Annotated in this window: 6 protein-coding genes; 1 reads left to right on the top strand and 5 read right to left on the bottom strand. The window is 40.9% G+C overall.

Annotated elements, in window-relative coordinates; genetic code table 11:
- From Q1V93_RS17485 to Q1V93_RS17505, 5 genes are all read right to left on the bottom strand, one after another.
- The coding region (locus Q1V93_RS17485) for a HAMP domain-containing protein (RefSeq protein ID WP_300666444.1) at nucleotides 1–1,962 on the bottom strand (1,962 nt) is incomplete at its 3' end.
- 126 nt (nucleotides 1,963–2,088) lie between these two features.
- Nucleotides 2,089–2,574: a YcxB family protein gene (locus Q1V93_RS17490; RefSeq protein ID WP_300666446.1), complete on the bottom strand. Its 486-nt coding sequence runs from the start codon at nucleotides 2,572–2,574 to the stop codon at nucleotides 2,089–2,091.
- Between the two features lie 102 nt (nucleotides 2,575–2,676).
- Nucleotides 2,677–3,771 (bottom strand): class I SAM-dependent methyltransferase, encoded by a 1,095-nt coding sequence (locus Q1V93_RS17495; protein WP_300666447.1) that lies wholly within the window; start codon nucleotides 3,769–3,771, stop codon nucleotides 2,677–2,679.
- Between the two features lie 42 nt (nucleotides 3,772–3,813).
- Nucleotides 3,814–4,623, bottom strand: coding sequence for an N-acetylmuramic acid 6-phosphate etherase (gene murQ, locus Q1V93_RS17500; protein ID WP_300666449.1), 810 nt, complete (start codon nucleotides 4,621–4,623; stop codon nucleotides 3,814–3,816).
- A gap of 103 nt (nucleotides 4,624–4,726) precedes the next feature.
- Entirely contained in the window at nucleotides 4,727–5,221 is a 495-nt protein-coding gene (locus Q1V93_RS17505; RefSeq protein WP_300666450.1) for a phosphoribosyltransferase family protein, read from the bottom strand.
- Between the two features lie 210 nt (nucleotides 5,222–5,431).
- Here Q1V93_RS17505 and Q1V93_RS17510 point away from each other — a divergent pair, with 210 nt between their 5' ends.
- The gene (locus Q1V93_RS17510) at nucleotides 5,432–7,042 is read left to right on the top strand and encodes a Na+/H+ antiporter (RefSeq protein ID WP_300666452.1); all 1,611 of its coding nucleotides are present in this window, start codon (nucleotides 5,432–5,434) and stop codon (nucleotides 7,040–7,042) included.
- The last annotated feature ends 65 nt before the right edge of the window (nucleotides 7,043–7,107 follow it).

Below are 7,107 nucleotides of genomic sequence, written 5' to 3' on the forward strand. Positions count from 1 at the left end.
TTCCAGTGAATATGTGTTGAAATGCTCCGTTTTAGTTGAATTTCCAACCGGTATTTTATCGTATTCCAGGATGCTGTAATTCCCGTCACGAACCAAAACGGGAGCGTTGTTTGAAGCAGCATAGGAAAGTGTATTGGTTTTTGGATTGAAGCGGATGATAATTCCATCCATTCCGTCCTGGCGTTCGTGTTGAAAGACACTTTTCAACAAACCACGCACTTTTTCGAGGATATCACCCGGTTTCTCAATTTTTTCATTCATCAAAGCTTCATTCAGAAAAGAGACATTCAACAAACTCATGAATGCTCCCGGAATTCCGTGCCCTGTGCTGTCACAAACTCCCAGGTAAAGCTCTTTATTCCGCTCTGCAGCCCAATAAAAATCGCCACTAACAATATCTCTCGGTTGAAAGAAAACAAACGAATCGGGAACATAGCTGTTCACCATATCCCTGGAAGGAAGAATGTTTTCCTGAATTTGCTGTGCATAAGCAATGGAGTCAACGATGTCTTTGCGTTTTTCAGAGAGGTTTCTGTTTGTTTCCGTCAAATCATCAATCAACATGGAAATAGTATTCTGCATGATGCGAAAACTAGTCGCGAGCTCACCGATTTCGTCTTTCCCGCTTACCGTAATATTGGTTTCAAAATTTCCGGTACTCAGTTCTTTTGCGTGATGGTTTAATTGTTGAATGGGTTTTGCAATTTGCCTGGCAATGAAAAAGGCAATCAAAGCAGATGCAAGTAACACAATGATATAGGTGATGATTAGGAAATAACGCAATTCGGAAACCTCGGAAAATGCTTCACTTTGATCCATTTTGGAAACAATTCCCCAGTGAACATTGTTTAATTCTAATGGGGAATAAGTTCCCAGTACCGGAACCCCTCTATAATCAAGTGTTTTGGCAGTTCCCGTTTTCCCCGCAATGGCTTTCCTGGAACATTCGGAATTGATCCGGATACTTTTAATGGAAGATTTACTTCCTTTCAATTGTTCAATATCTTTTGAGGAAACGTGATTGGTTTTCGAAAGAACTTTGACCAAACTATCCTTATCTTCCAGGAAAAAGCGGCTTTGAGAGCGCATATACATATCGGGGCCGACCAGATAAACCTCTCCGGTTTTCCCCATATGCTGGTTTTCCCAATCCCGGTCAAATGTGAGAATCGTGTCCAATTCTTCTATACCGATTTCTGCTGCCAATATCCCGATATTGACATTGTCTTTGATCATCGGACAGGCAATAAATGCCGTTTGTTCGTTGTTGGAAGGCGGATAAGCTTCAAAATCAACAATAAATGTTTTTAGTTCTTTGGATTTGTGGACCGCATCAAATGCTTTCCGGATACTTGTGTTTTTGAAAGGACCTTCCAATACGTTTGCACCGATTTCTGAATGTTCGTCTGTCGTGAATACAATGTAACCGGTTTTAGAATCAATGAGAATGACGTCGTGAAATCCGATTTTAGAGGCAATACGTTGCGTTCGCGACTTCAGCTTTGATTTCACCTCCCGGTAGTTCTTCATGCACGGCAACCGGGGAAAATGCTTGTCCCATAGGGAATTTTGAATGATAAGAGCCTCTTTGTTATTTGCTAAGTCTTTAGATGCCAGATCCAGTGATAAGCTGTGATTTCCGTAGTAGGATTTTACTTTATTGAAATAAATACTGTCCCGGTGTTCTTTGTAATAATGAAAGGTTTCCGTATCAAAATTCGGAGATTCTGAAATATCGTTAAACGCTTCCTTGCATTCACTGAACTTATTCACGAATGATTCCGAAGCACTCATTAATTCGGTTTGATTCCTTAATTCCTTGAAGTAAGTTTCAACCTGTTGTTTTTTCAGATCCAGAATGACCTCTAACCTGCTGTTTGTTTTTTGAGTGATGTTTTGAGAAATCTCACGGTACACAACCAAGGAAACGGCTGCCAATGCAATGACCAATGAGATAATCATTCCGAACAGTAGTTTATGCCAAATCTTTGATGAAACCATTAAAAAGATTCAAGAACCTACCTAAATGTAAAAAAATAAATGGAAGAAAAAAGCGAAAATGAGTCAGTGGTCAAAAAAGCCCGGAGCCTATAGTTTGGACTGAATGTTCTTTTTTTGAAGAAATTGATTGATCTCATCGAGTTGTTCGGCATTTAGATCCTTCGCCGAGATGACATTTGCTATTAATTTATTCTGCCAGAACAAAATCAATCCTGCGCGTTTTCTCACGGCGATAATTTCACTCCATTTTACGGTTGAAGCATATCCTTCTTTGGAGATGGAAATACCTTTATCCGAAAAGTCATAAGTAATTTCCTGTCTTATCCGCGGATTGTTCTGATAATGCCGTTTCGCGTTATTGTAAATGCTGAATGCAAACAGGGCAAGGAATACGATTCCTACGAAGATCAGCATGTAGGCAGATTCATTTCCGAAAACAAACACGGCAATCAGCGCCCCGATGATTAGTCCCAGAACTGCTAAAAGCAGAAAAAGAACCTGGAGTCTTTTGAGTAATAAAATTCCAGTTAGTTTGGCGAATTCACCTTGAGTGAGTGTTGTTTTGATTTGCATAGTCAAAGTTACTAAGAATTGAAAATTGACAATGGATAATTGAAAAGGAGAGAAAGTAAAGTTTTCTACAATTAAGAAACGAGCGTTAGCGCTGTTTCCTTTTCAATTCTCCATTTTCAGCTTTAAAACCCAGCATTCCACAAACTCCTGATCGCGCCAGACTGCTTTGCGTTTTGTTTTGGTAGAAGCCGCACCGACATCCTTCGTCGTTTTTTGAAGGATCGTGAAGCGTTTTTGTTTTTTCAGCTCCCATTCGATTGGGTGAATGAATTGCGGATCCATCAATCTGGCCAGGTTTGAAAACAGAAGAACAAGCTGTCCGCCCGGGTTCAAATGTTTTGCTGCTTCTTCGAAAAAACGCGGGAATAATTCTTTGTCGTAATAAATGGCGCGGTCAATTCCGGAAACTTCTTTCGGAAGAGGAATCCACGGCGGATTAAAAACAATCAGGTCTGATTTTTTTTCAGAGCCGGCAAACAAATCGCCGAAATACAAATTGATTTTTTGATCGGTTTTGGTTTGTTCTTCCAATATTCCAATCAACGCATTCGGGTTGATATCTGAAGCATTTATTTCTTTAAAATCAAACTGATGCAGTAGTTTACTTAAAATACCACTTCCAATTCCGATATCGAAGGCACTTTCTTTTGATCCCTGGTAATTCTTCAGGTAATTGACAAACAATTCAATGTGCTCAAAACGGGTAGGAAAGTACGTTCCGTAGAACGGATGAATGGTTTGTTTCAATCCCGGAATCCGGATTCCTTTTTCATACCATTGCCAGGCACTGTTTAAGCCCTGAACATCCGTAAACGGCAATAAAAACTCCTGAATTTCGGGATACAAGTGTTTCAGCCAGCCAATTTCCGGAGCTTTTCGAATATGTAACTGATGATTGAAAATTTCAACGACTAAAAACCGCGAAGCATTGCGGAAATTTTCCCGGTAGTTTCGCTGCGAAGCGAACGATTGCTGATCTGTTTTTTTGGAAAGTTGTTTTTTTAACGCTTCCAATACGGTAGTTCCACTGCTGAACTGATCGGCAACCAAAACATAGGTTCCTTCCAGTAACGCTTCTACAGCATATTTCGGATCAATGTTTTTCGAATACTCCAACACCGAAATAGGTTCCGTAATCGGTTCCGGGCGATTGACCGTTAAATCTGTTGAATGAAGAATGGGTTTTCCTTGAATCATGAATCGGCCAAATTACAAATCATTTCTGTATTGCCGGTGAATCTATTTTTTTGTTTGCGCCTCCACAGCTGCTCTTACAGAACCGTATTTCAAAAGTAGTTCGTTCGCCGTTTGTTCGTCCAAACCGGTTTCGTCCATCACCATTCGGGTGCCGCGGTCGACTAGTTTTTCATTGGATAATTGCATATCTACCATGCGGTTTCCTTTTACACGACCCATGCGAATCATGATCGAAGTGGAAAGCATGTTTAAAACGAGTTTTTGAGCCGTTCCACTTTTCATGCGCGTACTTCCGGTAACAAATTCCGGACCTACAACAGGCGTAATGGCAATATCAGCCAGCTGGCTCAAAGGTGAATGCGGATTACACGAAATTCCACCGGTCAGAATTCCTTTCGATTTCGCAGTTTCCAATGCACCAAGCACATAAGGCGTTGTTCCTGAAGCAGCAATTCCGACTACAATATCTTTTTCATTGATTTTGAATGTCTCCAGATCTTTCCAGCCTTGCAAACGATCGTCTTCGGCAAATTCTACCGCTTTGCGAATCGCCTGATCTCCACCGGCAATAATTCCGATGACCATTCCCTGGGGAACTCCGAATGTTGGCGGGCATTCGCTGGCATCTACAATTCCCAAACGTCCGCTGGTTCCTGCGCCCATGTAGAATAAGCGTCCGCCGTCTTTCATGCGTTCAACACAGGCATCGACCAATTTTTCAATTTGCGGAATTTCTTTTTCAACAGCTAAGGGAACAGTATGATCTTCCTGGTTGATTCCAATTAATAAATCACGTGTAGACAGTTGATCTAAGTTCTGATGATTGCTTTCGGATTCTGTAATTCGTTTCATGATGAAAAGTTAAAAGGGTTCAAAAGTTCAAAAGTTTACATTGAGAGTCATTATTAGAAATGTCAAAACTTTGAACCTTTTCAACAATTTGAACCATATTGTACTATACAAGGAATGCTTCCAAAGCGCCGTTCGAAGGAACAACTTCCACGCGTTCACCCAAAGTGGTTGTCAGAGTCATTCCTACAAAATCACATTTGATCGGATATCGGCGGTGCATGCGGTCTACCAGGGCAACTGTTTTCACGCTTTTAACCGGTTTTTCCAAAATCTTCAAAACGCCGTATTGCATAGTCGTTCCGGAGTTGATGACGTCATCAACCAAAATAATGGTGTTTCCGCTGAATAAATCCGGGTCAATGGAACAACTGATTTCCTGATCCAAAGGATGATCCTTGTCCAGTTCAATTTTGAAATAGTTTACTTTTTGAGAACTGTTCTTCTGGATGATCTCGCAAATCTGCTGGGCAAAAGTTTCACCGTTTCCGGTAATCCCTCCGATAAACAATTCCGGAATTCCGTAGGTGTTTTCTAAAATTTCATGAGCCAGGCGCATGATTTTTTGCTCAATTTGATGCTGATTTAAGACCAATTTCATGGAAAAACAATTTAAATGTAAAGGTACTTTTTTCGACCAAATCAGGACGAATATTCTGCGAAAATCTTTGAACTGACAAGCCGGGTTTTAGGATTGATGTGTTACTTTGAGTCGGGGAGGATGGATTTTTGACTTTTAGTGAATTTTGAAGAGATCAACTAAGTGATTAAAGCATAAAATAGTATTTTTGATTTCGTACAAATTACTCGGATGCATCATACACTGTTACTTATTCTCGGACTTTTATTCGCTGTTTTTTTACTGGTCATGCTGGCACAGCGTTTCAAAATTGCTTACCCGATCTTTTTGGTTTTATCTGGTTTGGGAATCAGTCTGATTCCCGGAGTTTCTTCGTTACAAGTGGAACCGGAAGTGATTTTCATGATTTTTCTTCCGCCTTTGTTGTATGAAGCGGCCTGGTATACATCCTGGAATGATTTCTGGAAATGGAAACGCCCGATTTCCCTGCTTGCTTTCGGGTTGGTGTTTTTCACTTCCCTGGTAATCGCTTATGTTTCAAGTGCAGTGATTCCAGGATTTACACTGGCATTAGGATTTTTATTGGGAGGAATTGTTTCTCCACCGGATGCTGTAGCGGCGGCAACTGTTCTCAAAGGAATGAAAGTTCCCAAAAGGATTTTGACCATCCTGGAAGGTGAGAGCCTGGTGAATGATGCGTCGTCACTGATTGTTTTTCGCTTTGCTTTACTCGCTGTTTTAACCGGAACATTTTCCTTTCAAGAAGCAGTTGGTCAGTTTTTTATCATGGCCGGAATGGGAATTGTAGTCGGAATTGCGATCGTGCATGTATTTTATGTCATTCACCGTTTTTTACCAACCACGCCTGCGATTGACGCCGCATTAACGGTTATGACTCCTTACATCTTATTCCTGGTTGCCGAAGAATTTCATTTCTCCGGAATTATGGCGGTTGTGAGCGGCGGTTTGTTCATGTCTTACCGGGCACACGAAGTCTTTCAAACAGGAAGTACGCGTTTAAATATGCTGGGAGTCTGGACGACGATGATCTTTGTGATGAATGCCTTTGTTTTTGTCATTATCGGCTTGAAATTGCCTGAAATTATTGCAGGTTTGGGAGAATATTCTGTTTGGCAGGCGGTTAAATACGGGCTTTTAATTAGTTTAATTACGATTGTGCTGCGTTTTTTGTGGGTTTATCCGGCGGCTTTTGTTCCGCGTTGGCTAAGTGCCAGGGTGAGAAGAGATCCGTCGCCGGGTTGGAAAGGTCCTTTGGTCATTAGTTGGGCGGGAATGCGCGGAGTTGTTTCGCTTGCAACCGCACTTTCAATTCCAATGCTGATGACGGATGGAACTTCTTTTCCTCACCGCAACCTGATTATTTTCATCACGTTTGTAGTTATTTTGATCACATTGGTTGTTCAGGGGCTAACGCTTCCATTTATCATTAAACTGATTAAAATTGAAGAAATTGATAATATTGCCCGCGAAGATGAACAACAAGCCGGAATTCAATTGCGCCTGGATAACATTGCCCTTGACCACGCACACAAAAGACATTCTGAGGAATTGGAAGATAACGAACTATTGGCTTTTTACAAGGAAAACATCAAGCTTCGGTTGGAAAACACCCGCATGCAGCTGAATTCTGTTGAATGCAGTGAAATGCAGTTGGTTGAAGTTAAAAAGTATCAACATGTACTCATGGAAATATATGCACTGCAACGGAAAGAATTGTTCAAACTCCGGAAAGAAAAACACTTCAGTGACGAGGAGATCCGAAAAGCTGAAATGCAGGTTGATTTGAATGAACTGAAGATTACGGGAGCGAAACATTTATAATAATTACGAATTACGAATTACGAATTACGAATTACGAATTACGAATTACGAATTACGAATTACGA

The sequence above is a fragment of the Fluviicola sp. genome (assembly GCF_030151805.1).
Classification (GTDB): domain Bacteria; phylum Bacteroidota; class Bacteroidia; order Flavobacteriales_D; family Crocinitomicaceae; genus Fluviicola.